Source organism: Nocardia mexicana NBRC 108244, from assembly GCF_001613165.1.
Classification (GTDB): domain Bacteria; phylum Actinomycetota; class Actinomycetes; order Mycobacteriales; family Mycobacteriaceae; genus Nocardia; species Nocardia mexicana.
Map to the genome: position 1 here is coordinate 30,569 of NZ_BDBV01000033.1, position 23,593 is coordinate 54,161.

20 protein-coding genes and 1 pseudogene are annotated in these 23,593 nt (G+C 69.7%); 9 read left to right on the forward strand and 12 right to left on the reverse strand.

The window, feature by feature from the left end; translation table 11 throughout:
• From NM1_RS13595 to NM1_RS13610, 4 genes are all read right to left on the reverse strand, one after another.
• Entirely contained in the window at positions 1-1,407 is a 1,407-nt protein-coding gene (locus NM1_RS13595; protein WP_068019190.1) for an amidohydrolase family protein, read from the reverse strand.
• A 226-nt stretch (positions 1,408-1,633) separates the two neighbouring features.
• On the reverse strand, positions 1,634-2,833 hold the full coding sequence (locus NM1_RS13600) for a CoA transferase (RefSeq protein WP_068019193.1): 1,200 nt from the start codon (positions 2,831-2,833) through the stop codon (positions 1,634-1,636).
• Positions 2,834-2,961: 128 nt separating this feature from the next.
• Positions 2,962-4,650, reverse strand: coding sequence for an HNH endonuclease signature motif containing protein (locus tag NM1_RS13605; protein WP_084519584.1), 1,689 nt, complete (start codon positions 4,648-4,650; stop codon positions 2,962-2,964).
• Between the two features lie 240 nt (positions 4,651-4,890).
• Entirely contained in the window at positions 4,891-5,973 is a 1,083-nt protein-coding gene (locus tag NM1_RS13610) for an enoyl-CoA hydratase/isomerase family protein (protein ID WP_068019199.1), read from the reverse strand.
• Between the two features lie 306 nt (positions 5,974-6,279).
• On the opposite strand from NM1_RS13610, the gene NM1_RS13615 reads away from it, so the two are divergent.
• The 6 genes from NM1_RS13615 to NM1_RS13640 all read left to right on the forward strand — a co-directional run bounded on the left by NM1_RS13615 (position 6,280) and on the right by NM1_RS13640 (position 11,629).
• The gene (locus NM1_RS13615; RefSeq protein ID WP_068019202.1) at positions 6,280-6,762 is read left to right on the forward strand and encodes a MarR family transcriptional regulator; all 483 of its coding nucleotides are present in this window, start codon (positions 6,280-6,282) and stop codon (positions 6,760-6,762) included.
• 81 nt (positions 6,763-6,843) lie between these two features.
• Positions 6,844-7,842, forward strand: coding sequence for an acyl-CoA dehydrogenase family protein (locus NM1_RS13620; RefSeq protein ID WP_068019206.1), 999 nt, complete (start codon positions 6,844-6,846; stop codon positions 7,840-7,842).
• Complete coding sequence (locus NM1_RS13625; protein WP_068019210.1) at positions 7,826-9,001, forward strand: acyl-CoA dehydrogenase family protein; 1,176 nt, start codon at positions 7,826-7,828, stop codon at positions 8,999-9,001. The genes NM1_RS13620 and NM1_RS13625 overlap by 17 nt, the downstream gene beginning before the upstream one ends.
• 100 nt (positions 9,002-9,101) lie before the next feature.
• The gene (locus tag NM1_RS13630; RefSeq protein WP_068019371.1) at positions 9,102-9,614 is read left to right on the forward strand and encodes a hypothetical protein; all 513 of its coding nucleotides are present in this window, start codon (positions 9,102-9,104) and stop codon (positions 9,612-9,614) included.
• A gap of 179 nt (positions 9,615-9,793) precedes the next feature.
• On the forward strand, positions 9,794-11,302 hold the full coding sequence (locus tag NM1_RS13635) for a class I adenylate-forming enzyme family protein (protein ID WP_068019213.1): 1,509 nt from the start codon (positions 9,794-9,796) through the stop codon (positions 11,300-11,302).
• Between the two features lie 24 nt (positions 11,303-11,326).
• Positions 11,327-11,629: a hypothetical protein gene (locus tag NM1_RS13640; protein WP_068019374.1), complete on the forward strand. Its 303-nt coding sequence runs from the start codon at positions 11,327-11,329 to the stop codon at positions 11,627-11,629.
• Positions 11,630-11,717: 88 nt separating this feature from the next.
• Here the strand turns inward: NM1_RS13640 and NM1_RS13645 are convergent, their stop codons facing one another.
• A complete protein-coding gene (locus tag NM1_RS13645; RefSeq protein ID WP_068019216.1) occupies positions 11,718-11,933 on the reverse strand; it encodes a ferredoxin in 216 nt (71 codons plus the stop codon).
• Positions 11,930-13,234: an NADH-ubiquinone oxidoreductase-F iron-sulfur binding region domain-containing protein gene (locus tag NM1_RS13650; protein WP_068019376.1), complete on the reverse strand. Its 1,305-nt coding sequence runs from the start codon at positions 13,232-13,234 to the stop codon at positions 11,930-11,932. The genes NM1_RS13645 and NM1_RS13650 overlap by 4 nt, the downstream gene beginning before the upstream one ends.
• Positions 13,235-13,433: 199 nt before the next feature.
• Between NM1_RS13650 and NM1_RS13655 the strand changes: the two genes are divergently transcribed.
• The gene (locus tag NM1_RS13655) at positions 13,434-13,907 is read left to right on the forward strand and encodes a hypothetical protein (RefSeq protein WP_068019219.1); all 474 of its coding nucleotides are present in this window, start codon (positions 13,434-13,436) and stop codon (positions 13,905-13,907) included.
• A 44-nt stretch (positions 13,908-13,951) separates the two neighbouring features.
• On the opposite strand, the gene NM1_RS13660 is transcribed toward NM1_RS13655, so the two are convergent.
• From NM1_RS13660 to NM1_RS13685, 6 genes are all read right to left on the reverse strand, one after another.
• Positions 13,952-14,818 (reverse strand): alpha/beta fold hydrolase, encoded by an 867-nt coding sequence (locus tag NM1_RS13660; RefSeq protein ID WP_068019223.1) that lies wholly within the window; start codon positions 14,816-14,818, stop codon positions 13,952-13,954.
• 129 nt (positions 14,819-14,947) lie between these two features.
• The gene (locus NM1_RS13665) at positions 14,948-15,334 is read right to left on the reverse strand and encodes a Rieske (2Fe-2S) protein (protein ID WP_068019226.1); all 387 of its coding nucleotides are present in this window, start codon (positions 15,332-15,334) and stop codon (positions 14,948-14,950) included.
• A complete protein-coding gene (locus NM1_RS13670; RefSeq protein ID WP_068019229.1) occupies positions 15,334-16,479 on the reverse strand; it encodes an amidohydrolase family protein in 1,146 nt (381 codons plus the stop codon). The genes NM1_RS13665 and NM1_RS13670 overlap by 1 nt, the downstream gene beginning before the upstream one ends.
• A 10-nt stretch (positions 16,480-16,489) precedes the next feature.
• The gene (locus NM1_RS13675) at positions 16,490-17,614 is read right to left on the reverse strand and encodes an amidohydrolase family protein (protein WP_068019232.1); all 1,125 of its coding nucleotides are present in this window, start codon (positions 17,612-17,614) and stop codon (positions 16,490-16,492) included.
• Positions 17,611-18,975 carry a cytochrome P450 gene (locus NM1_RS13680; protein WP_068019235.1) on the reverse strand — a complete coding sequence of 455 codons (1,365 nt, stop codon included), beginning with the start codon at positions 18,973-18,975 and terminating at the stop codon, positions 17,611-17,613. The genes NM1_RS13675 and NM1_RS13680 overlap by 4 nt, the downstream gene beginning before the upstream one ends.
• Before the next feature lie 27 nt (positions 18,976-19,002).
• Complete coding sequence (locus NM1_RS13685) at positions 19,003-19,863, reverse strand: mycofactocin-coupled SDR family oxidoreductase (RefSeq protein WP_068019238.1); 861 nt, start codon at positions 19,861-19,863, stop codon at positions 19,003-19,005.
• 399 nt (positions 19,864-20,262) lie between these two features.
• Between NM1_RS13685 and NM1_RS13690 the strand changes: the two genes are divergently transcribed.
• Both NM1_RS13690 and NM1_RS13695 read left to right on the forward strand, forming a co-directional pair.
• Positions 20,263-21,798, forward strand: a complete 1,536-nt coding sequence (locus NM1_RS13690) for an AMP-binding protein (protein WP_068019241.1) — start codon at positions 20,263-20,265, stop codon at positions 21,796-21,798.
• Positions 21,799-21,836: 38 nt separating this feature from the next.
• Positions 21,837-23,474 (forward strand): annotated as a pseudogene (locus NM1_RS13695) (FAD-dependent oxidoreductase); the annotation flags it as partial.
• Positions 23,475-23,593: the final 119 nt, after the last annotated feature.

Sequence of the window (23,593 nt, forward strand, 5' to 3'; positions counted from 1 at the left end):
TCAGGCGAGGTATGTGGCATTCCCATCCACGAAGGTGGCGGCTATCAGATCTGCCGGGGGAGTGGTGAGGACCTCGTTCGGGGGTGGGTGCAGCAAGGTGAGGTCGGCGGGTGCGCCGGGCTCGATAGCGCGGCGGTGTGCCGGGAGTTGCGGCTCGCCGCTGAACAGCGCGACGGCAGTGGTGAGCGAAACGGATTCGGGCCCAGGCGAATCGGTGGTCCGGTGCACCGCCGCCCGGACCACTCCCCAGGGATCGGCGTCGCCGAACGGGGCGTCGGTTCCCGCGGCCACACCGACGCCTCCGGCGAGCAGCGACCGTAGCCGCCACAGGTCGGGCTGCTCATCGGCGGGGACCTCGCGCGCGTACTGATCGGCGCGCTCCACCGGGAAGTGCGGCTGCGTGATCACCGGCACCCCGTGCTCGCGCAGCCACGGTATCGAGTCGGCCGGGATGATCGCACCGTGCTCGATGCGGTCGCCGCGCCGCACTCCCGCGGCGTCGAGGGCGGCCATGGTCAGGATCAGCTGGACCCGGGTAACGCAATGCACCGCAACCGATCTGCCCGCCGCGTGGGTGCTCTGTACGGCCGCGATGAATTCGTCGAGTGGCGGCAGCGCAGTGTCGTCGAGCAGGAACTTGGTGGGGCCCAGCGTGAATCGAGGCGTGCGCGGATCGGTGCGCCCCGGCGGGGCCATGCAGTGCACCCGCTGCAGAATGAGCCCGTCGGCGAGCCAGTCGGCGTACCGATCGATGTCCGATTGGCTCAATCCCGGTGTCGCATCGGTGAATCCGGTGATACCCAGCGCGGCCGCCGCGGCGCTCACCTGTGCCGGATCGGGTGCCGTACCGCCCACGTGCTCGGCCAGCCAGGAATCCATCCGCCACAGCCGCCCGGTGGCGCGCCCGTCCGCATCCCGTTCGACTCCGGGGAGGGGGCAGCGGTCCACATCCAGCATTTCGCACGCCCGGGAATTGAGAATCCACAGCGCCCCGGAGCGATGCTGGATCCGTACCGGACGATCGCGCAGTATTCGGTCCAGCGTCCGCCGGTCGAGTACCCCGGCAGTGTTGTCATCGAGCATCCCAGTCATGCCGTCGTGGTAGCCGACTCCACGAATCCACGCTCCTGCGGGCAAGTCCCGGTCGGCTTGCCGCAGCCGCTCGGTCAGCTGCTCCCCTGTCCGGACCGGGGGAGCATCGAGCCGGATCGATTCCGCGAGCGCCGCCGTGGCACGCAGATGCGTGTGATGATCGTGCAACCCGGGGATCAACCACCCACCGCCCGCATCGATCTCGTCCTCACCCACCTTGGCGCGCAGGCCGCGCCCACACTCGGCAATGCGCTCACCTACCCACCGCACGTCGGTGTCCGCCCTCCCGAAGACCTCCGCGTTCCGTATCAGCAACGCCGGTCACCGCCCAGCGCTGACGTGGATCCCGGCCAAAAGCGTGCCGGGAAAATGATGGGCCGGGATGCGTGCCGGGAAAGTGGTGGGCCGGGTGCGTGCCGGGAAAGTGGTGGGCCGGGTGCGTGCCGGGAAGGTGGTGGGCCGGGTGCGTGCCGGGAAGGTGGTGAGCCGGGTGTGTGCCGGGAAGGTGGTGGGCCGGATGCGAACCGGGAAGGTCGGGCGGTCATCGGGGGCCGCGCCTGGACGAGGCCGGTCGCAACGGAACCGGCTGGGGGAATACCTGTTGCGTGCGGCCGAGGTGGTCGCAGGTGACGAACCAGGTGTCGGGGTCGTGGCGGAAGACTCGGTGCGGTCCGTGTGAGAGGGCGGGTGCGGTCGCGAAGGCGGCCGCCGTATCACGCATCGACAGGTCCAGCAGCAGGCCGCCGCCCGCTTCGATTGCCGCGGCGGCGGCCAGGGCCGCGCACATTCCGGACAGCGGATCGGCGATGGCGTCGGCGCAGAAGACCGGTTCGCCCCGGTGATAGCCGACCAGTCCGCCCGCCACGGCGGCGTCGTCCCCGAACGCGACGCGCATGGGGTGCCTTCGGCCGTAACCGGTGATGCTCAACCACACCTGCCCGGGCCGGTGCGGGCGATCGTCGAGTCCCAGACCGAGCTGGTTCAGTGCCCTCGGCCGGGATGCCTCGAGGACGATGTCGGCCGCGTCGATCATTGCCCCCAGCTCGCGGCGGCCCTCGTCGGTGCGGAAGTCGACCGATACGAATTCGTGTCCGGCGTGCAGATAGTCGAAGAAATCCGGTACGGCGCGCGCCGCATCGGGCCGATGAACGCTCTCCACCTTGACTATTCGGGCCCCGGCCCGCCCCAGCAACTGCGCGCACAGCGGCCCCGCCCACAGCGACGACAGATCCACCACCACGCAGTCACCGAGGCCGCGTCCCGCCACCGGGTCGGCGATTCGTTCACTGCGCCAGGGCATCCCACGGCGCGGGCTGGTCGGCAGCGCGGCGGCCGGAACCCCCAGCAGCTGGGCGCGATCGGCCAGCTCCGCCGCCGGCCACCGTGCAGTCGCCGCCTCGAGCAGCGCCCACGGATCGCCGCCGCCCGCATCACCGGTGATGGCGGGCACGGCCTCCCTATCCTCGACCCGGCTCAGCGTCACAGCACACCAGCCGTCCACGCTCCGCAGCAGCCGACTGCTCCCACCCACGGACCGCTGGCCCCGACGCCCTCGCCGCTCGCCGGCTGTGTGCTGGTCGCCGTCCGTGCGGCGGGACAACACCTCGGCAGCATCCGGATCGACGCGTGCACCGATCCGCTCGGTCACGGCACCGAACTCCCGTGCGACCTCGGTCAACAGACCGAACGCGGGCGCGGGCGACAAGACGGGCGGGCCGTCCGCGAACCCGGTGATTTCCATGGCACCGGACGCGGCCCACCCTAGCGCGGCGCAACGGTTCTCTGATTCCATTGGGGCACAGAGAGTTCCAAGCGATCGCAGCCATCCCCGCGTAATGCCTGCGGCACAGTCGTTCCCGCCTCGCCCACTCATTCGACGGATTCCGATCGTTCTGCGAGGTCGTCCGCGGGTCTGTCGGCGAACGGATCACCGCCGACTCCGTTCGGCTGCTCTGTCTCACGCTTTGAACGGCACACGGTCTCCGGTCTTTCGGGCGGCGGCGCTCCGGGCGCCGCAGACGGATGCCGGGCATGGCTCCGCCTCGGGCGCGACCGCCCACGGCGGGCATCGGTGTGGTGTGCTTCGCTGCGCACCCATTCTCGTCGGCGCCGCGGATGATATTCGCGCACCTGCTCGTTACGGAGGTGGATACGAGCCACGACCTCCGCAAGTAGCTGGTCGGTGTGATGGCGGTGGTTCAGGCGCGGTACTCGCGCCGGATCGATATGCGCCGGTGCGATCCAGGCCGTGCGCCCCGCATGCGGTGAATCCGGCCCCTCGACAACGGTTTTCCATCCGTCCGGGCCGTCGTGGATGAGCGCGTGGCACGCATCGCACGCCAGGGTGAGATTGCCGAGGTCGCTGCGCCCGCCCTTGTGGTAGTCCAGCACATGGTGCGCCGCGCACAGGCTAGCGGGAGCATCACAGCCCGGTCGCGAACATCCGCGCAGGGCAGCGATCAGCGCCAGTCGTTGCGCGCGGGTCGCGAGGCGTTTCATCCGGCCCAGGTGCAGCGGCAGCCCCGCATGGTCGAACACCGCGAGAAACGGCTGCGACCGCTCCGCGAGCTTCAGGGCGTCGCCGAGCGGGACGGTTCCGCCGGTCGCCGTGGTCGCGACACCGGAATTCTGTTCGACGTCCTCCACTTTCATCGTCAGAATCGTCGTGACCGGTAGTCCGCGGTGAGTGCCCAGTTCGCTGGTGATAACCCCGGCGGACAGCAGCGTCTTCACTGCGTCGTGGTTGCGCTGGGCAGCCGACCGTAGATCCCGCCGGCCGGCCTCGGCCAGCACCCGGGGATCGGCGTGATCGAGATCCACCGACGGGCTGTCCGGGTCGTCGGGGTTACACACGCCGGGCCGGGCGTACTTGGCCAGCAACGGGTCCAGTAGCGCTCGCAGCACCGGGTCGATCTCACCGCGCACCGGACTCATCCCGTCCGGACGCTGGCGTCCCACCGTCAGTCCGCGTACGCGAGCGCGGTCTGTATCGGTGGTCAAGCGGCCGTCCGGATCCAGGTGCGCCAGAATCCGATCCCCGATCTTGCCGATGTCGTCGGGTGATCCGGAGCGCGCGAATTCGGCCAGGATCTGTTCGGCGGCCGCTCGGTCGTCAGCGGTGACACCGTGCGGGACGCGGTTCATGACGATCGCGATGCCCCGGGCATGGTCGGGTGAGATATCCCCAGCGCCGAGTGCTTTCGCGGTATGCGGGAGGAGCGGCTCGGTCTGTTCGCCGGTCATGTCGCGGAAGGTGCCGACCTGCGCTGCCTGGTGGACCCGGGCACCGGCATCGGCGCCCGCCAGTCGTAGCGTCTCCATCAGGAACTTCTTCAGCGATTTCGTCCCGAACCGGGCGGGCAGCGAGCGCTCCCCGGCCTCGATCAGCAGCCGGTGCCGCGCCGTTGCCAGCATGCGCGCGCAGCGCTCCACATCCCGCATCATCTCGACGACCTCGTCATCCGACAGGGGCGTCAAGGGGAGTTCGAGCAGGTCGGCTATAGCCGCATGCAGCGGTCCTGCAGCCCGCTCCCCGAGTACCGCCCCCATCGAACTCATGTGCGAATCCTATCGCATGCAGCGCCCGCCGGGCAGGTCCAGCAACATCTGATATCAGTATCTTCACACTGGGCAGTCGTCCGAAATATACTGTGTCGCAATCGTTTCAGGAGGACCTGATCACGGCGCAGATTATCTGCCTCCGCCCCCTCGCATCGACAGCTCCCGACGTGCAATCGCCGTCCACTCGGATTGCGAGGCTCGATACTTATGGCCCGAAGGCTCCCGGTTGGCACAGAGTCAGCCCCTCGGTGAACCTGCGGAGGAAGCAGCGACCTCGGCCGCCGAGTAGCTGCCCGGCGTTCGGCTGAGACGGTCGACCAGGCCCCACTTCAGGGCCTGGTGGGCGTCGAGCGGATCGCCCGTGAGCATCAGCCAGGCGGCGCGCCACCGGCCGATGCGCCGGGGCACGGCGACGGTGCCGCCCGCGCCGGGGACCAGCCCCATGCGCAGTTCCGGGAATCGGAAACTGGTGCCGGGGGCGGCGACCACTGTGCCCGCGAAGGCGGCGATCTCGGCGCCCGCCCCGATGCAGGGGCCGTGAACACGGGTGGTGAGCCGTCCTGCGAGGCGGTCCATGAGCGCCCACGGCGCGCGATCCAGTCGCACCAGGTAGGCGGCCACCAGGTCTGTGGCCGTGCCGAATTCGTCCAGATCACCACCGCTGCAGAACGCCGGACCGCTGCCGGTCAGCTCGATCGACTCGATGTCCGGATCCGCCTCCGCCAGCCGCAGCGCCGCCAGTAACTCCTCGCGCATCCGCGCACCGAGCGCATTCCGGCGGCCCGGCTGGTCCAATGTGATCGACAGCCGATTCCCGCTGCGTCGCAACAACACCGGATCGCGATCAGGCTCCGGGATCGCCCGGGCCGGGCCGCGCTCGGCGAGCCAGGCCGCGAACTCGTTGCCCCCCAGCAGCATCGAATAGACGGCGGCCTCGGCGGCCAGCGCGGGCGTGGTCGGCAGCCGGGAGGTCTCGCGCAGTAACTGACCGCAGGCCACCGCGGCCCGGGGAGCGTGTGCGACGGCGCGCCGCAGCGCATCGACCGCCGCGTCGACATCGGGTACCCGGACGATCTGCTGCCACCGATCCGGCACCGCATGTTCGGTGAGTGTCACGGTGGCGGCGCTGAGAACCGGCCGCACGTGCGGTGGCGGTGGCTCCCGCAGCACCGTAACCACCAGCGGGACGGCACGATCCATGGCCCCCGCCAGCCGGACGGCGTCCGTCGTGGACAGCTCGTGCGGCCGCGGCTCGAGGACGATCAGCGGTGTGCCGGGCCGCCCGTCGGAGCCGAGATCCAGGCCGGTGATATCGCTCATGCGGCTACTTTCTGTTCCGGACGACGGCGCCGGCACGGGATCCGGGTTGCGGGTGCCCGGATCCCGTGCGCGCCCTGTCGCGATGTCCCCCTGCTGCCGGACCGCCGGGTTTGCACGAGGCGGCCGACAGCGGATCAGGGGGACCACCGCAACGGGTCTTGTGTTGCCGCGGCCGCTTGCGCCGGCACTGACCGGGGCGCCACCGGCCACGGCGTCCGCGCGTGCATGGAACGCTCCTTTGTTCGCTACGAGAATGATATTCTCCTACTCGATAGGTGGCAATGCCCGGAGGGAAGGAGGCCGCCGATGCCGTCGGGAAGTACGCGCGCCGATCACGTGGCCGCACTGCGGGAGGAGCTGCGCGTGCAGGCCACTCGCACGGTGGTGTTCCACTCCGCGGTCGCCGGCCGCCTCGGCATTACCGTCACCGATCTGACCTGCCTGAACCTGTTACGCATGCGCGGACCGCTGACGCCCGGGCAACTGGCCGACCAGCTCGGGATCGCGCGCGGCGGCGCCGTCACGACCGTGGTCGACCGCCTGGAGCGCGCGGGTTACGTGCGCCGGAGCCGGGATTCGGCCGATCGGCGGCGGGTGCGGGTCGAACTGGTCGCGGTCCGCGCGGAGGTAGTGCTGGCGCCGCTGTTCGGCGAGCTCGCCGCCCTCGGTGACAGCCTCCCGCAGGACGACGAGACGCTGGCGGCTCTGGTCGGCTTCGTACGCGAGGTCAATGCCGCGCTCGCCCGCGCGACCGATCGGGTCGGCGATACCGACGCGGTCCGGGGCTGATCGGTCGAAAATATACTCTCCCTGTGAGAGAATTACATTCTCATACCGCCTCCCGCGAGGCGCGAAGGAAGGGAGGCCGCGATGCTCTTCGAGTTCGACGCCGACCAGCGAATGTTGCGCGATACGGTGCGCGAGGTGACCGCGCGCGCCTGTCCGCCGTCGCTGATCAGGGATGTCGTGGACAAGGACGCCGAACCCGGCGCGCTGTGGCAGACCTACGCCGACGTCGGCTGGACGGAACTGTCCGATCCGGCGCTGGCCGTCGAGCTGGCGATCGTGCTCGAGGGCCTGGGGCGCGCCACCGACCCCACCCCGTTCCTGGCGACCATGTCACAGTTCGCCCCGCTGGCAGGGGAGCGGGGTCGGCTCGAACTACCCGGCGCCGCAGTGTATTCCGGCGTCACGGCCACCGTGGACGGAGACGGCTGGCGGCTGGACGGCACCGCGCGGCACGTCCTCGACGGTGACCGGGCGCAGCGTCTGGCCGTGGTCACCGACGCCGGGGTGTTCGTGGTTCCCGCGGCGGCGGTCGCGGCAACGCGCAGTGCGGTGTTCGATCCGGCGCTGCACCTCGCCGAGGTCACCTTCGCCGGGGTGCGGGTCGGCACCGGGGACCGGCGCGAGACCGACCCGGAGCGCGCCCGCCAGCACGCGCTCACCGGCATCGCGCTCACCACCGTCGGTGCCTGTCAGCGCATCCTGGACCTGGCCCTCGACCATGTGCGCACCCGCCGCCAGTTCGACGCCCCGATCGGATCGTTCCAGGCGGTCAAGCACAAGGCGGCCGATATGCACATCGCGATCGAAAGAGCCCGCGCCCTGGGCTATTTCGCGGCGCTGTGCCTGGCGGCCGACGACCCGAGACGGCGGCGGGCGGCATCGATGGCCAAGGCGTCGGCGGGCGAGTGCCAATCGCTGGTGTTCCGCCACGGCCTGCAACTGTTCGGCGCCATGGGTTTCACCTGGGAGAACGACCTACAGTTCGCGCTCAAACGGGCCAAGGCCGGTGAGCTCCTGCTCGGCGGCGCGGCCCGGCACCGGGCGCTGATCGCGGAGGAGTACCGTGCAGCTCAGCTTTGATCCCGGCGTCGAGGCCTTCCGCGCCGAGTTCGTCGCCTTCCTCGACCAACACCTGCCCGCCGCCGCCGAGACGGCCGAGCGCTCACGGTCGAGTTCCGATGTGCCGCAATGGGCCCGGCGCTGGCAGCGCCTGCTGTTCGACAACGGCTGGCTGCTGCCCGCCAACCCGCCGGAGTTCGGCGGCCGCAACGCCTCGGTGCTGCAGCAGTACGTGCATCTGGAGGAGCTGTCCAAGCGGCGGATCTACCACAGCTTCAATCCGCAGGGCGTCGGGATCGTCGCCGCCTCGCTGCTGTCGTTCGGCACCGCGGAGCAGCAGCGGCGGTGGGCGGTGCCGATCCTGCGCGCCGAGATCACGGCGTCGCTCGGCATGAGCGAACCGGGCGCGGGCTCGGACCTGGCCTCGCTGCGCACCCGGGCGGTGCGCGACGGCGACGAATTCGTAGTCGACGGCCAGAAGGTCTGGACGTCCGGCGCCCACCACGCCGACGTCCTGCTGACCTTCGTCCGCACCGATCCGGACGCGCCGAAGCATCGCGGCATCAGCGTCCTGCTGATCCCGACCGATCTGCCCGGCGTGACCCGGCGGCCGTTCGCCTCCGTGTGCTCCCCGGACGACCTGGACTTCAACGAGGTCTATTTCGAGGGAGTCCGGGTTCCGGCCGAGAACCTGATCGGCGAGCTGAACAAGGGCTGGTCGGTGGCCAACGGGTCGCTCGGCCACGAGCGCACGATGCTGTGGCTGAGCTACGCCGATCGCCTGGACGACCTGCTGCGCGACTTCCGGCCGCGCGACACGATCGACAGCGATGCCTACGCCCGCCTCGTGATGGACACCGAGGCGCTGCGGCTGCTGGGTTCGGCGGCGCTGTCGCGGGAGGCGCGCGGCGAACAGGATGTCCCGGCGCTGTCCATCCTCAAGGTGCTGGGGTCGGAGGCGATCCAGTCGGCATCGGAGTCGGCGCTGGATTCCGTTGGGGCGGAAGGCTTCACACATCCGTCGAAGAGCTCCGACCCGAGCCCGTGGAATCTGGACCACTACTCGTCCGGCTGGTTCGAGCGCTATGTCCGCAGCTTCGCCGGCACCATCGCGGGCGGAACCTCGGAGATTCAGCGCACCATCATCGCCGAGCGGGTGCTCGGCCTGCCGCGGGGGTGAGCGCGTGAATACGGGGCCACGGCAGGGTGCGCCCGCGGCGATGGAATTCCACGCCGTGCACTCGACCTCCGGCTGGCGGGCGCACGCGCGCGAGCATCTGCTGCGGTACCGGCTCGCGATCGTCGCACCGAACGCGGTCGATGCGGTGCGGCGAGTGGGTGGCTGGCTGTGTGATCGCACGATGGCGGGCTGGGAGGTGACCGTGCTGCTCGCCGACGCCACCGAGGTGCGCCCGCTGCGGATCCTCGGCGCCACGGTGCTGGACCTGGAGGCGTCGCTGGCCACACCGGTGCACGACACCTGGCCGCACGTGGTGGCGGTGGCGCCGGAGTTGTTCGTCTCCGATCCGCGGGTGCGCCGCGGCGTGCTGGAGTGCCTGGACCACGATCTCATCGAGGTCGTGCTGTGGGGCGGGGAACTGCCCGGGGAGCTCGACGGCAGGCTCGGCACGGCCCGGCATCGGCTCAGCGTCGCGGCGCGGGCATTCAAGGGCGCCGCGCTGCGAGCGGCGGGCGCACCGGCGGGCGATATCGGCGAGGTGGAGACGTTCCGCTGTGGGGAGCTGCTGCTCACCGGGCCGTGGGGTGGCGCGGACCTGGTCCTGGCCGGATGATCGCCGGTATGAATATGATATTCTCGCTACTGGAGAATGGTGATATCACAAATATGCCGGGTAGCTCCGCGCACTGCGGGAGTGGGTCCGTGCGAGGCGACGGGCCGGTCGGCTGTCGCGGAGAGGGTGCCGATGAGCGAGCGGAATGACCGAATCGCGCGGGCGTGCGGAGCGCGGCGATGACCGTCTCGCTCCTGCTCGATATGGCGCTGTCCGGCGACCCCGATCGCACGGCGGTCGTCTGCGACGAGATTCGTTGGAGCACAAGCGAGTTGCATGCGATCGCGCGGGGCGGCGCGGGGGTGATCGCGGCCTCCGGCGCGCGCAGTGTGGCCTACATCGGCACCGGCGGGCACCTGCTGCCGCTGCTGATCTTCGCCTCGGCCGGTGCCGGTGTTCCCGTGACGCCGCTGAACTACCGGCTCAGCGCCGACGCCCTGCGCGACCTGGTCGCCAGGCTCGACGACCCGCTCTTGGTGTGTGACGACGAATATCTCGGCGTCGTAACGGGATTCGACGGTCGGGCTATGTCCTCGTCGGAGTTCCTCGCCGCGGCGGCGTCGGCCGATCCGGCGTCGGTGGATCCGGATCCGGACCAGCCCGCGGTCGTGCTGTTCACCTCGGGGACCACCTCGGCGCCGAAGGCGGTCGAGCTGTCGCATCAGAACCTGTTGAGCTACATCACCGGGACGGTCGAATTCGACTCCGCCGCACCCGCCGACGCCGCGCTCATCTGCGTGCCGCCCTACCATGTGGCCGGTGTCGGCGCGGCGCTGTCGAATCTGTACGCCGGGCGGCGCATGGTCTACCTGCCGGTCTTCGACGCCGCCCGCTGGGTCGCCCTGATCGGCAGCGAATCCGTGACGACGGCGACGGTGGTCCCGACCATGCTCGACCGGATCGTGACGGAACTGGAGCGTTCCGGCGCGACGCTGCCCACGCTGCGCAATCTGGCCTACGGCGGCTCGAAGGTCGCACTTCCGTTGCTGCGCAGGGCGATCGACCTGCTGCCCGAGGTCGGTTTCGTCAACGCCTACGGGCTGACCGAGACCAGTTCCACCATCGCGGTACTGGGTCCCGACGATCACCGTGCGGCGCGGGCGGCGACCGACCCCGCGGCGGCGCGGCGGCTCGGCTCGGTCGGGCGGCCCGTGCCCGGGATCGAGGTTCAGATCCGGGACGAGGGCGGACGCGTGCTGCCCGCGGGCGCGACGGGCGAACTGTATGTCCGCGGCCCGCAGGTTTCCGGGCGCTACACCGGGATCGGCTCGGTGCTCGACGCCGAGGGCTGGTTCCCGACCAGGGACGTGGCGATGCTCGACGCCGACGGCTACCTGTTCCTCGGCGGCCGCTCCGACGACACCATCATCCGCGGCGGTGAGAACATCGCACCGGCCGAGATCGAGGACGTGCTGGTGGAGCATCCGGCCGTGCGCGAGGTCGCGGTGATCGGCGTGGAGGACGCGCAGTGGGGGCAGATCATCGTGGCGGTGGTGGTGCCGGAGGACGGCGCGGAACCCGATTCCGCGGAGTTGCGGGACTACGTCCGCGCCGAACTGCGTGGCTCCCGCACACCGGACCGGGTCGTGTTCCGGGACGCGCTGCCGGTGACGCCGACCGGAAAGGTGTTGCGGCGCAACCTCGTCGAAGAGTACGGGCCCGCGATCGACGCGGCCTCGAACATGTAGTCGTGCGTCAGGGAAGGAATGACGATGGTCAACAACGGGACTCGGCTACGCAGCCAGGTGTGTGACACCGAGGTGATCGTGGTGAAGGCAACGGACAGCCTGGACGGGCTGTGCGCCGGCGGTGTGGCGATGATTCCGCTCGGGGAACACCCCGCCCCGGGCGCGGCACTGGACGCGAGCCTCGCCGAGGGGAACCAGCTGGGCAAGCGATACGTCGACGACTCGGGCGCGGAGATCCTGGTGACCAAGGCGGGCACCGGCACCCTCAGCATCGGCGCCACCCCGCTGGCACTGAAGGAAGCCAAGCCCCTCCCGGCCAGCGACTGACCCGACCGGCAGGGTCCGCCGGTTTCCGAGTCACCGGGACTCGGTGGGCGGGCTCATCGAGATGTGCCGGGCAGGCTGCCGGGGACGGTCATTGACCCGGCTCGTCATCGTCGGGGTCCTGCGTGATGGCGTGTGCCGGGCAGTCCAGGAGGGCGCGGAGCGCGGGGTCGCGGTCTTGCGGGGGGATGGTGCCGTCGCCCTCGAGGGTGGCGTAGCCCCAGTCGTCGAGGGAGAAGTGGGCGGGTGCGTGGCGGGCGCAGATGCCGAAGCCGTCGCAGAGCGTTCGGTCCAGTCGGATTCTCACGGGATCGTCACCGCCTGGGCGTCGAAGGGGCGGTCGGCCAGGTAGATACCGTCCGCGCAGGTCGCGCACCGGCCCGCGAGATGCGCGCGGACCTCGGCCTCGAATCGCGTGACCAGCGATGTCGCGACATTGGCCGCGCCGTCGAGGGTGCCGCAGGCCCCGCGCCCGCGCAGGACCACCGACCAGCGCCGCAGCCGGTCGACATCCGCCGTGGTGGCCCGGCCGTCACGCAGCGCCGAGGCGGCCGCGGCCATGGCGGCGGTGCCGTTGAAACAGGAGCCGCACTGCCCGGCGTTCTCGCGGTCGAAGTAACTCAGCACCGCCGCGGCGACAGCTACCGGGCATTCGCAGGTGAGCAGTGCGATCGCACCGCATCCGAGCCCGCTGCCGAGGGCGGCGAGTGATGTGTGATCCAAAGTGGCACCGAGTATTTCGCGGCCCGCCGGCCCGGCGAAGTAGCCGCCCATGAGCGCGCCGGACACCACCTCCGGCGAAACCCCGTGCAGGGCCAGCAGATCGGTGAACGGTATCCCGTGCGGCAGCTCGTACAGCGCCGGGGTTCGGCCCGCACCGGTGACCGTGGCCAGGAAGGTGCCGGGGGAGTCGGCCGTGCCGAGGGCGCGGAACTCCGCGCCGCCGTACCGGTGGACGAACGGCAGATGCGCGAGCGTCTCGACGTTGCTCACCGCCGTCGGTGCCCCGCCGACGCCCCGCTCGAACGGACGCGGTGGCTTGTCCGACGGTTTCGCCGGGCCGCCGTCGATCGCCCGAATCGCGGCCGTCTCCTCGCCGGCGACGTAACCCGGTGCGACAGTGACGAGTTCGATGGCGACCTCGGCGATGCCGGCCCCGTCGAGCTCGGTGAGCGCGGCGTCGATGCGCCGTGCGGACTCCTCGTCGGACACATACACGTACGCGCGACGGGCCCCGGCCACGGCGGCGGCCAACCGCAACCCGTCGAGCACCAGATGCGGCCGCTTACGCATCAGCCACTTGTCCTTGACCGAAGCCGGTTCTCCCTCTTCCCCGTTCGCCACGACGACCGTCGCGTCGCCGCGCAGGTGGGCATCGTGGACCGTGCGCAGCTTGACCGCGAGCGGAAACGCCGCACCACCGCGCCCGCGTAATCCGCTGCGCCGCACCGCGTCCAGCAAGGCGTCCGGGGAAGTCAGCGTTCGGTACCCGCCGTCGGCGCGGTATTCGGCGTAGTCCTCCGTGTCGACCGACCGCAGCAGCCGCGGTACATACCCCGGCAGCGCGGCCACGGTGAGCTCACCGACAGACGCGAAAGTCTCTGGCATGAAAACCTCTTCGGATAGGAACTCGGTCATCGGGAAGAGCCGGAGGGGGTTCCCGGCCAAGACCGTGCCGGGAATGAGAAACGCACACCGATATCGCCGCTCGTACCTGGCAAGCGTCGCCGCTCGTTTTCCCGGCATGCTTTTCGCCGGGAGCCGTGGTGATGGCCGGGGCTGCCGTGACGGCGTTAGGGTGGCGGGTATGAGAACTGCTGTGGTGCGGATCGATGTCGACCCGGCGGGGGAGCTCAGTACCGAGCAGGTCGCACACGGTGTGGGAGTGCTGCGGGGGGCGGCCGGAACGCTCGGGGCCGAGGTGCTCGACAATGATGTGACGGGGAAGGCGCCGCACCGGCGGGAGATTCAGGTGCTGGTCACCACCGCGGATGTCGATGCCGCCATCGGCGAGGCGGTTCGGTTGTGCGCCAAGGCATTCGGTACCGAGCCGGTTGCGGGGGTGGTGACGTTCGTCAGCCGGGGAACCGACGACGACGCCCACGGCGTGCTCGCCGGATTCGGGATGAGCGGGGACGTCGTGCGGGAGCCGGGGGAGGACGGCGTCGACGTCGTGTACGTGACGCTGCCCCGGGCCGACGTGGCGCGGGTGGGGGAGAGCCGCATTCACACCGCGCTGGAGGCGTCGCTGAACAGCGAGGTCCGGATCCGGACGCGGTGACCGGCGCGGACGGGCCTCGTGACCTGGTAGCGGATGACCGTCCATCAACTGTCCAGAAAAGACAGGATCGCCGGAGCCGCCTGGACCCAGGTGTCGAAGAGGTTGTAGTGCCGCACCTTTCCCGATCCGCGGTCCTCGACCGCGCGCTCCCAAGCGTCCTCGGGCCACGGCGGATCGATCAGCGTGCAACCCTCGATCAGGCAGCTCACCTCGAGCGACGTGCGCTTGGGATGGTCCAGATCGTGCGCGCCGCCGCGAATGATGAGGGTGGGCACGCGAATTCGGTCGAACATCTCGTCGTCGACCCCGGCGATGGTCTGCCCGGGCTTGGGGACGTAGGCGTTGAGCCACCGCAGCGACAGCTTGATGAACTCGTCCCGGTCCAGCTCCAGCAGGCGCTGCTTGTTGTCCGGATTCTGCTCGACGCGCTCGCGCCACTCCCGCATTCGCAGCAGCGCCTCGATCCCGCCGCCGCGCACGGCCTGCAGGCTCGGAAGTACGTAGTACGCACCGAGATTGAACAGCCCGTACACCCCGCCGACGATGTTCCACAGCGCCAACCCGGTGACCCGCTCGGGGTAGAGCATGGCGGTCAGCATCGAATCCCGCGCCCCGCCGGAGCCCCCGGCGAGCACGCACGGTCCGAGATCCAGCGCGGCCAGGAGGCCATCGAGGGTCTCTGCGCGCATATGTGATTCGGACTGCCCGTGGAACTGCACATCGGAAGCGCCGCAGTTGGGCCGATCCCACAGCAGTACCGAGTATCCGCCCGCGACGAGCGCCTCGGCCAGCGGGCGCAGCCCGGCCACGTCCATCCCGAACCGCCCGCCCGGCGTCAGCACCACGAGATCGCCTGAGTTGCCGAGGATTTCATAAACGACCTTGCCGCCGTTCACCACCACCGTGGGCATCCGACCTCCTGATCCTCGACTCGCTCTCTCCCGGTGCGCTTTCCGTGCCGCATGCTGATCTCTCAGCCCTGTCCCGGCACACAACCCGTGCTGCGGGTCCTCCGCTCGGCCCGTGCGTGCCCCGTACCGTCAGGCCAGCACGACCACCGAGTCGCCCACGACCCGTACCGGATACGTGCGAATACTCCACTCCGGCTTCACCGCGGTCGTCCCGGTCGCCAGCTCGAAACCCCACTGGTGCCACGGGCAGTAGATGAACTCCTGGTCCCGCACCATGACCTGATCGCCGGGAACGGATTCGTCCACGACGGTGCGGCCCCGGGCCCGCCCCGAACACAGCGGCCCGCCCTCGTGCGGACAGTAGTTCGCGATGGCGTAGAAGGTGCCGCGGACGTTGTAGACGCCCACACCGTGCCGCCCGATCGGCACCACCTTGGACGAGCCGGGCGGGATCTCGTCGACCGTCGCCACGACGTGCTCACGTCCCTGGGCGAGCGGCTGCTGCGGATCGGTCATCACAGCACCCGCCGCTGCCCGTCGACGGCGGGCACCGACTCCGGAAGGTGATAGGTCGCAATACCGTTGCGGTACATGACATTGTCGCGGGCCGACACCGGCAGGTGCTTCACGAGCCAGCGCGGATCGTCGAAGGTCCAGTGCGGGTAGTCCGAGGAGTACAGCAGGATCCGGTCGGCCGACATCCACTCGAAGGCGCGGGTCAGTTCGGTCTTGTCGTCCGGATAGTCCAGCGGCTGGGTGGTGAACTTGATGTGCTCCTTCACGTATTCCGAAGGCTTGCGCCGGATCCCGGTGAAGGACCCGCGCGCCGCGTAGATCGCGTCCATCCGCCACATGAGCGGCAGGATCCAGGTGAAGGCGTGCTCCACGAACACGATGCGCAATGCGGGGAAGCGGTCGAACACCCCGTCGAAGATGAGGCTCATGATCTGATTCGCTGCCAGCAGCGAGTAGGTGACCATGAAATCGTGGTTGTAGCTGGGGAATCCGACCGGCGGCATGGGCATCGTCTCGTACGCGCCGCGGCCGAGATGGCAGCTCACCACGAGGTCGTGCTTGGTGGCCGCCGCCCAGATCGGGTCGTACCTCGGATCACCCCACGACGGGCGTGGCTCGGCCTTGATAAGGATCTGCGCCATGTACGGATGCCCGGCCCAGTGCTCGATCTCCCGCACCGCACCCCGCGGATCATCGATCGCGGCGCAGATCGACCCGCGCCACCGCTGATGCCAGTTGTGCGTCGGGTCCAGCCAGTGGTTGGCCAGCCAGTGGTTGACGCCCGTCGCCATCGCCTGGGTGGCCTCCGGCAGCCGCGTCGCCTTGACCGTCGGTTCCAGGATCGCGATATCCGATCCGGCCTCGACGATGAGCTGCCGGAACGCGAGTTCCGGGTCGCTGCCGGGAAATTCGCCGCCCTCGGGGAAGGCGTCGGCCCGCATCGCGTAGGTGTGCGCGTAGTCGGGGGCGTCGTAGATGATCGTGTCACCGACCCGATGGCTCAGGAAGAAATCGGTCCGGAACGGTTCGGGGATGTACTCCACGAGTTCCCCGCGGCGCGGCACCGGGTGCACGTCCGAGTCGACCACGCGGACGGCGACCTGTTCGGGTGCGGGTGCGCGGTGCTGCCCGTGAGCCAGCGTCATGGTCGTCTCCCTAGTCCGGACCGGATGGACTCGGCGCGGCGGCGGCGCGGGGGACATCGATCCCGTAGAGCCGGGACGCATTGCGCCACAACACTTTTTCCCGCTGCTCGGCGGTGAGCGCGGACGGCAGCGCGGCGACGTCGCCGCAGTGCCGGTGCGGATAGCTGGAACCGAACATCACCATGTCCTCCTTGCCGGTGAATTCCAGCCACTCGGAGGCGAATTCGGTGTCGCCGGGCCCGTCGAGGCCGCCCTGCACGAAGTAGACGTGACCGGGCAGGTAGTCGCTGGGCATGCGCGGCGCCCACGGCGTCTGCTCCAGATGCGGCCGGCCGAAGGTGTCCATGCGCCAGATGAAGGGGGTGAGCATATCCGCCGCCCCGTCGGCCCAGACGAACTTCAGCTCCGGTATCCGCTCGAAGACGCCCTCGGCGATCATGTTCATCAGGTGATACACGTAGTTCAGCGACATGAAGCCGAGGTACTGCTCGTAGGTCCGGGGGTGTCCGGACGGCGTGGGCGGTAACCCGATGCTCTCCCCGGTCTCGATATGCGCGGCCACCGGCAGCCCGGCCGCGGCCGCCGCCTCCCACACCGGCCAGAACTGCGGTTTGCCGTACAGTTCGCGCGACTGCAGCGGGACGCCGACCTGCACCACGCCGGGATGCCCTGCCCACCTGTCGATTTCGCGCAGCGCGCCGGGAACGTCCTCCGGGTTGACGCGGATCGTGCCCCGGTACCGGGACGCGAACCGGTTCGACTCCAGCCACCGCGAGACCATCATCTCGTTGTGGGCGGCGAGCACGGCGGTGGTCAGATGCCGGTCCGGCAGGATGCCGCGGGTCATCGGATGCAGCACCGCCACGTCCACGCCGCGCTCGGAAAACAGCTGCTCGCCCACGAATTCGGGATCCGAGCCCGGATAGCCCCTGCCCGGCCCCCGCTTACTCGGCCCCCGCGTGCCCTCCGCGTACTCCCCGCCCGGCGCGCCGTACCAATCCATTTCGACGTCCGGGATGCCGCGGCTGGCGAACGGCTCGCGCAGGAAACCGCGCATATCGCGGTTCGAGCCGAAGAAGATGTGCACGCTGGCGTCGACGACGGGAACGGCACTGCCGCAGGGCTGCTGCCTCATTCGATGCGCGCCCGATCGGGCCGCTCCGTCACGGGTGCGGCGAGTTCCTGTGTGTCGCAGATCTTCTGCAACTTCTCCAAGGTCTCCTCGAGGCCGGGACCCAGCCGCGGCCCCGGCGTGAAGGTCGCGGGCAGTTTCCGCATGCCCTGGATGACGCCGATGGTCTCGTAGTGCACGGTCCCCTCGGGATCGCAGCGGTAGTCGGGCATCCGGTCCAGGACGGCGGTGAGCATCGACTTGAACACGGTGCGCGCCACGTTCGATCCGATGCAGCGGTGAATTCCGAGACCGAAGCTGAAGTGCCGGTTGCCCTTCCGGTCGAGGACGACCTCGTTCGGATCGGGGAAGACCTTCGGATCCCGGTTCGCCATCGCCCACGACAACCACAGGCGCTCACCCTCTTTGAACCGCGTGTTCTCGGCCTCGAAGTCGGCGGAGATGGTGCGGCCGTCGCCCGGGGCGGGGGTGAAGTAGCGCAGGAACTCCTCGGTCGCCGAATCGAGCAGGTGCTCGCGTTCGTCGCTGAGCATGCGGCGCTGATCCGGATGCTCCGACAGCCATTCCAGCGCATGCGCGGTGAGCGCGGTGGTGGTGTCGAAGCCGCCGCCGATGATCAGGCCCAGCATGCCGAGGATCTCGAGATCCGGCGCGGGCTCGCCGTCTATCCGCAGCTCGAGCAGGCCGTTCACCAATCCGGGGCGCGGATTCGCCTTGACGTCGATGAGGTTGTTCAGCAGATCCAGGCCCATGGCCCGGTGCATCTCCGCGACCCGCGGCATATCCGGTGAATCCTCGGGGGTGTACACCGCCGCATGGACCGGCTCGCTGTACATCGACCACTGCCGCAACGGGATTCCGAGCATGGCGAGGGTCAGCACGGCCGGGACCACATTGGCGAGGTCGTCGACGAAGTCGATGTGCCCGCTCTCGATCTTCTCGTCGAGGGCGGCCCGCACGATCTCGTCGACGACCGGCTCCCAGCGCTTGACCGCGGCGGGGGACAGGTACGGGTTGAGGGCCTGCCGGTAGGTCCGGTGCTCGGGATCGTCCATCTCCAGAATGCCGCCCCGCACCGCCTGCACACGCTGCGCGGTGGGGATCGAAATTCCCTTGTACCCCTTGCGTTCCCCGTTGAGATCGTGGTCGTTGGAGACGTGCGGGCAGCGGGCGAGTTCGAAGACCGCGGCGCTCCCGGCGGCCACCCAGTGCCCGTCGTAGGTCTCGCTCCAGGCGACCGGGCACCTGGCCTGCATGTCCTGGGTGATCTCCACGAACCGGTGCCGGTATTCGGGGGTGTGCCGGTCGAAGTGGTACCGGTTCCGCTTGCGGTCCGGGTCGGCGAGTGTCTCGTCGATGGTCACGATATCTTTCCCTCCGCTCCCCGCAGGTCAGATGTGGTAGTCGTACGACTTCAGATAGCCACCACCGTCGACGCGCATCTGCATTCCGGTGACGTACCGGGACTCCTCGGAGGCCAGGTAGACCACGGCGTTGCTGATGTCCTCGGGCTCGACGTACGGGATGCGCATCGCCTGCTGCACACCGAAGACCGGCTCGGCGTCCGCGCGGGTCGGATGTTCGAGGTCGGGGCGGAACGAGCGGTACATCGGCTCGCTCTGCAGCATCGGGGTGTTGCAGTTGGTGGGGTGCACGACATTCGCGCGGATGCCCCGCGGCGACAGCTGGCGGGCCAGCTCGTAGACATAGGCCGTCAGCGCGCGCTTGGAGTGCACGTACGCCATGCCGCCCGGGTCCTGGCCCGGGTTGTCGATCTTGGAGATATCGATCAGCGAGGCGGTGGAGCCGGTGGCGATGATCGAGGCGCCCTCGGAGAGATGTTCCAGCGACACCTGGATGGCGTTGATGGTGCCGATCAGATTGGTGTTGATGACATCGACCCACGCCTGCATCTGCGGCTGGCCCTTCATTCCGGCGACCCCGGCCTGGGCGACGACGATATCGAGCCGCCCCAGTTCGCGGATGCCGTCCTCCAGTGCCGTCCGCAGCTGTTCGGCGCTGCGCACGTCGGCCTTGGCGGTCACCGCGCGACGCCCGGTCTTGGCGACCAGGTTGGCGGTTTCCTCGAGGTCCTCGGGCCGCGCCAGCGGGTATCCGATGGTGGCGATGTCCTCGCACAGATCGATCGCGATGATGTCGGCGCCCTCCTCGGCGAGGCGGACCGCATGACTGCGGCCCTGCCCACGCGCGGCGCCGGTGATGAACGCGACCTTGCCCTCGACACGTCCCACAGCTGAGCCTTTCGTTCTCTCCGGTCGCGACGGCGGTGCCCCCGGTGGATCGCCGCCGCGCCCGAGGGTGCGGCGGCGGGTACGCACGACAGGGGTCACCGGGCCGTTCACTTGCAAGAATTTTCCTTGCAGTAGATGAGAACGTTACTCTTGCAGATCCTGTGCCGCAAGGTTTTCGGCACGTGACCGCCCGGGTGCCCGTCGCCGATTCGATTCCTATAAATCCACTGGACCACCGGAGACTCCGAAGGCCCTCGGTGAATCTGTGACTCTCTTTGAGTGAGAACGCTATTTTCGTCAGTGTCAGCTATGGGTGCATCCGGTGGTGAGTTCGGCCCGCCGACGGCGGGTGGTGCGGACGCGGAGAGCGCCCAGCTTCCGAAGCGAGGGAGAGCCCCGATGCGAACCGTCCCCGAACAATTGCGCGCCCGCTACGAGAGTGCGGGCTGGTGGCGCCGAGAAACGCTCGGCGACCTGCTGACCCGCGGGCTCGCCGCGGCCCCGGGCGCCGAATTCCGCGTCCATTCCAGGGTCCGGCCGTGGTCGGGCACCTTCGCCGAGGTGGAGCGGACGGCCCGCCGGCTGGCGGCGGGGCTGCGGGCGCGCGGCGTGGGCCCCGGCAGTGCCGTCGCCTTCCAGCTGCCGAACTGGATGGAGGCCGCCGCGACCTTCTGGGCGGCGTCGCTGCTCGGTGCGGTGGTGGTGCCGATCGTGCACTTCTACGGCCGCAAGGAGGTCGCGCACATCCTCGAGACCGTGCGGCCCGCGGTCTTCGTCACCGCCGAGCGTTTCGGCGCGATGGCCTTCGATCCCGGTGTGTGCCGGCAGGTTCCGATCGTCGGCCTGGTCGGCGTGAACTTCGGCGACCTGCTGGCGGACGATCCCCTGGATGCGGTGGTGCCCGCGGATCCGGCGGCCCCCGCGCTGATCGCGTTCACCTCGGGAACGACCAGCGTGCCGAAGGGCGTCGTGCACAGCCATCAGACGCTGGGCTGCGAGGCCCGCCAGCTCGCCGAGCAGAACGCACTCGACCGGGGGACGCATCTCACCGCCACCCCGGTCGGCCATTTCATCGGCATGATCGGCGCGTTCCTGCTACCGGTGCTGCGCGGCAAACCGGTGCACCTGCTGGACGTCTGGGATCCGGGCCGCGCGCTGGCGCTGATCGAGAGCGACGGGCTGTCGATCGGCGGTGGTCCGCCGTACTTCGTGACCAGCCTGCTCGATCACCCGGACTTCACCCCCGCGCACCTCGAACACTTCCGCTACGTCGGGCTCGGCGGTTCCGCGGTGTCCGTCGCGGTCACCCGGAGGCTCGCGGGCCTGGGCCTGATCCCGTTCCGGGCGTACGGGAGCACCGAACACCCCTCGATCACCGCGTCGCGGTACACCGCACCGGAATTCGAGCGCCTGTCGACCGACGGCAGGCCGCTGCCGGGTGTGGAGATCCGGCTGGCCGCCGACGGCGAAATCCTCAGCCGCGGACCGGATCTGTGCCTCGGCTACACCGACGAGGCGCTGACCGCGCGGGCCTTCGACGCCGACGGCTGGTATCACACCGGCGATATCGGCGTCCTGGACCCCGCGGGCTGCCTCACGGTCACGGATCGCAAGTCCGACATCATCATTCGCGGCGGGGAGAACGTCAGCGCGCTCGAGGTCGAGGAGGTCCTCGCGGGCATGCCCGAGGTGGCCGAGGCCGTCGTGGTGGCGGTGCCCGACGCGCGGCTGGGCGAGGCCGTCGGTGCGGTCCTGCGTCTGCGGCCCGGACACCGCCTGCCCTTGCTGGACACGGTGCGGGAGCGCTTCGCGGCCGCCGGTGTCGCGCGGCAGAAGTGGCCGGAGCGATTGTTCCAGGTCGAGGACTATCCGCGCACCGCCAGCGGCAAGGTCCGCAAACATCTGATCCGTGAGCGGATTGCCACATCCATCTGACAAGAATATGATTCTTGTCATTCGCGAATGGAGGTCTCATGAATGCTCGCGTACCGCACGCCGACTCGCGGGACGGCGAAGTCACCGTCGACGTCGTCGTCCTCGGCAGTGGTGCCGCGGGCCTGACTGCCGCGCTCACCGCGGCCGTGCGCGGCGCCTCCGTGGCCGTATTCGAGAAGGCCGCCACCGTCGGCGGCACCAGCGCGGTATCCGGTGGTATCGCGTGGATTCCGGCGCACGACAGGTCTCCGGACGGGCCGCTGACGGTCGCCGACGCGCTCGGTTATCTGCACGCCCAATCCCTGGATTCGATGGACGACGAACTGGTCGAGACGTTCGTGCGCACCGGCGCGGCGATGGTGGACTTCGTCGAGGCGCACAGTGCTACGCGATTCGAGATCGCGGACGGATTCCCGGATTACAAGCCGGAGCTGCCCGGCGGCCGCCCGGCCGGCGGCCGTTCGCTGAGCCCCGTCGCCTTCGACCTCGCCCGCCTCGGCGCATGGCGCGACCGGATCACCTCCTTCCCCGCGGATTGGAGCAACGTCGGCTTCGACGCCGAGACGCGCGCCCGGCTGCACGCGGGTACGGCGGACGATTCGGCCGATCTCTGTGTCGCCGGGACCGCGCTGATCGGGGGCCTGCTCGCCGGTGTCCTCGCGGCCGGTGTCACCCTGTACACCGGGTCGCGGGCGGTCGAGCTGCTCGCCGAGGATCGTTTGGTCACCGGTGTCCGGATCGTTTCTGGTACAAGCGAATTCACAGCCCGAGCCCGCAGCGGCGTCGTGCTCGCGACCGGCGGCTTCGAATGGGATCCGGTCCTGGTCCGCGCCTACCTGCGCGGCCCGATGCGCGGCCCGGTCTCGCCGCCGAACAACACCGGGGACGGCCTGCGCATGGCGATGGCGCGCGGGGCGGATCTCGGCACCATGAGCGAGGCGTGGTGGGTGCCGGTGGTGCGCATCCCGGGCGACACCATCGAGGGCGAACCCCGCAGCCGCAGCGTGCGATTGGAGCGGACCCGCCCGCGCAGCATCATGGTCAACCGGGCCGGGCGGCGGTTCGTCAACGAGGCGTCGGAGTACAACTCGATGGCGGGCGCCTTCCACTATCTCGACCCCAAGGGCGGTTACGTCAACGATCCCGGCTGGATCGTCTTCGATGCCGAGCACCTGCGGCGGTACGGATTCCTCGGCACGGCCCCGGGCGAGCCCGTGCCCGAATGGTTCTGTGAATCAGCGGATCTCGCGGAACTCGGTGCCAAGACAGGTATCGACCCGGCCGGTATCGCCGCAACGGTGAGCGCGTGGAACGGCTACGTAGCCTCGGGCGCCGACCCCGACTTCGGTCGCGGCTCGAGCGCCTACGACGGCTGGTGGGGCGACGAGCACGCGACCACCCCGGCGGGCCGCACCCTCGGCCCGATCGATACCGCTCCCTACTACGCGGTGCCGGTGACGGTCGGCGCCATGGGCACCAAGGGCGGCCCGCGCACCGACCGCGACGGTCGCGTGCTGCACGTGGACGGCGACGTGATCCCCGGCCTGTTCGCCGCGGGCAATGCGATGGCCGGTGTCACCGGCCGGGCCTACGGCGGCGCGGGCGGCACCATCGGCCCGGCCATGGTGTGGGGCTTCCGCGCCGGGCACACCGCCGCGACCGGCGAATCGGTGGATGCTCGGGCCGGTCGCCGACATCAAGGACGTGCTCCGCGAGATCTGGTCGGCACGGTCGGCGACCGAACGGGCCGAGGTGAGCGATACCCGCGCATATCCGGTGCGGATTCCTAGGCAGC

What these genes read in the sequence shown, in the direction of transcription:
- NM1_RS13635 (WP_068019213.1), top strand. Translation starts at nt 9,794, where the DNA reads ATGACCGTCTCGCTCCTGCTCGATATGGCGCTGTCCGGCGACCCCGAT.
- NM1_RS13640 (WP_068019374.1), top strand. Translation starts at nt 11,327, where the DNA reads ATGGTCAACAACGGGACTCGGCTACGCAGCCAGGTGTGTGACACCGAG.
- NM1_RS13690 (WP_068019241.1), top strand. Translation starts at nt 20,263, where the DNA reads ATGCGAACCGTCCCCGAACAATTGCGCGCCCGCTACGAGAGTGCGGGC.
- NM1_RS13605 (WP_084519584.1), bottom strand. Translation starts at nt 4,650, where the DNA reads ATGAGTTCGATGGGGGCGGTACTCGGGGAGCGGGCTGCAGGACCGCTG.
- NM1_RS13600 (WP_068019193.1), bottom strand. Translation starts at nt 2,833, where the DNA reads ATGGAAATCACCGGGTTCGCGGACGGCCCGCCCGTCTTGTCGCCCGCG.
- NM1_RS13670 (WP_068019229.1), bottom strand. Translation starts at nt 16,479, where the DNA reads ATGACGCTGGCTCACGGGCAGCACCGCGCACCCGCACCCGAACAGGTC.
- NM1_RS13665 (WP_068019226.1), bottom strand. Translation starts at nt 15,334, where the DNA reads ATGACCGATCCGCAGCAGCCGCTCGCCCAGGGACGTGAGCACGTCGTG.
- NM1_RS13615 (WP_068019202.1), top strand. Translation starts at nt 6,280, where the DNA reads ATGCCGTCGGGAAGTACGCGCGCCGATCACGTGGCCGCACTGCGGGAG.
- NM1_RS13650 (WP_068019376.1), bottom strand. Translation starts at nt 13,234, where the DNA reads ATGCCAGAGACTTTCGCGTCTGTCGGTGAGCTCACCGTGGCCGCGCTG.
- NM1_RS13610 (WP_068019199.1), bottom strand. Translation starts at nt 5,973, where the DNA reads ATGAGCGATATCACCGGCCTGGATCTCGGCTCCGACGGGCGGCCCGGC.
- NM1_RS13620 (WP_068019206.1), top strand. Translation starts at nt 6,844, where the DNA reads ATGCTCTTCGAGTTCGACGCCGACCAGCGAATGTTGCGCGATACGGTG.
- NM1_RS13675 (WP_068019232.1), bottom strand. Translation starts at nt 17,614, where the DNA reads ATGAGGCAGCAGCCCTGCGGCAGTGCCGTTCCCGTCGTCGACGCCAGC.
- NM1_RS13660 (WP_068019223.1), bottom strand. Translation starts at nt 14,818, where the DNA reads ATGCCCACGGTGGTGGTGAACGGCGGCAAGGTCGTTTATGAAATCCTC.
- NM1_RS13655 (WP_068019219.1), top strand. Translation starts at nt 13,434, where the DNA reads ATGAGAACTGCTGTGGTGCGGATCGATGTCGACCCGGCGGGGGAGCTC.